We start from the raw sequence: 1,458 nt of genomic DNA, 5'->3' as shown, positions 1-1,458 counted from the left end.
AGCCGGGGCCAGCGGCGGGCCAGGCGGCAGGTGGCGGCCCGAGGCACCGGCGGGCCAGGGGCGGCGGGTGCGGACCGGGGGTCAGGGGCGGCGGGTGAGCAGCCAGGGTTCCACGATGCCCAGGCCGCGGACCGGACGCTGGTACAGCGGCTGGAGGGCGAAGCGGTAGGCGGCGCCTTCGGGGCCGTCCTGCTCGGAGTCCTTCTCCGACTCGGGGGCGTCCCCGGTGGCCGTCAGCTCGTCCCGCACCGAGCCGTCCACCAGCACGGTGTCCTTCGGCGCTATCGACGTCAGCCGGCTCGCCAGGTTGACCGTGTTGCCGAACACGTCGCCCATCCGCGTGGTCACCGTGCCGAAGGCCAGGCCGACCCGCAGCTCCGGCATGGTCTGGTCGTTGGAGAGCGTCTCGATGAGGCGCAGTCCGATCTCCGCGGCCGTTCCCGCCTCGTCGGCCACGTAGAGGATCTCGTCGCCGAGGGTCTTGATCAGCCGGCCGCCGTTGGCGACCACCAGGTCGGCGGCCGTCGTCTCGAACGCCTCGACCAGCTCGCCGAGTTCGTCCTCCTCCAGGCGCCGGGTCAGCCGGGTGAAGCCGACCAGGTCGGCGAAGCCCACCGCGAGGCGCCGGTCGACCATCTCCTCGTCGTCCTGGGCCTGCACGACACGGCCGGTGGCCGCGGCCAACTGCCGCCGCCACACGTAGACGAGGAACTCCTCCAGTTCCGGCAGCAGCAGCTCCACCAGCGGATAGGTGACTTCCATGCGGCTCATGCCCGGCTCCGGGGAGACGGTCAGGCCGGCCAGGAACGAGTCGATCTGCCACTCGGCGAGCCGGGCCGTGGTCTGCCCGGTGGAGCGGGCCACCTGGATCGCGGTCGCCTCGTCCAGCAGCCCGGCCTCGACGAGGCCGGCCAGCCGGCGCAGCGCCAGCGCGTCGGCCTCGGTGAGCGCCCGGGCCTGGCCGATGTCCGCGAAGCCCATCGCCCGCCAGAAGCGGGACGCCAGCTCCATCGGGACACCGGCGGCCCTGGCCGCCTGGAAGGGGGTGTAGGTGCGCTGCGATCCGAGGATGAGCTGCTCGACCTTGAGCGCGATCGGGTCGTCCTCAGCGCTTTCCTCGCGTGGCGGAACGTCCGGTTCGTCCGCGGTCACATCCCGCCCCTTGCCAGATCCGTGCGCACTGCTTTTCCGATCGTTCTCCCGGCGCCCGCCGCGCGCGCCGCGGCCCCAACCATACGGCAGATGTGCCGTAGCTCACGTCATGCCGAAGGCCGCAGGTGCACCACGTCACCGGCCGCGACCGGCTGCTGGACCCCGCTGCCGGTGGCCAGGACCAGCCGCCCGTCACCGTCCAGCGCGACCGCCTCGCCCTCCACACTGCCACCTCCGGGCAGTTCGGCGCGGACCGGCCGGCCCAGCGTCGCGCAGCCCGCCGCGTAGGCCTCCTGGATGCCGCAG

The 1,458-nt window shown here is 73.4% G+C and carries 1 protein-coding gene and 1 pseudogene; both read right to left on the bottom strand.

The window, feature by feature from the left end:
- Window positions 1–81 precede the first annotated feature (81 nt).
- Window positions 82–1,152, bottom strand: a complete 1,071-nt coding sequence (locus ACYVE9_RS26630; protein WP_461030454.1) for an adenylate/guanylate cyclase domain-containing protein — start codon at window positions 1,150–1,152, stop codon at window positions 82–84.
- A 107-nt stretch (window positions 1,153–1,259) separates the two neighbouring features.
- Window positions 1,260–1,458: pseudogene (locus ACYVE9_RS26625) on the bottom strand (biotin--[acetyl-CoA-carboxylase] ligase); the annotation flags it as partial.

This window comes from Streptomyces sparsus, assembly GCF_054776295.1.
Note: the sequence above shows the minus strand (reverse complement) of the source record. Positions and strands in the feature narration are given on the sequence as shown.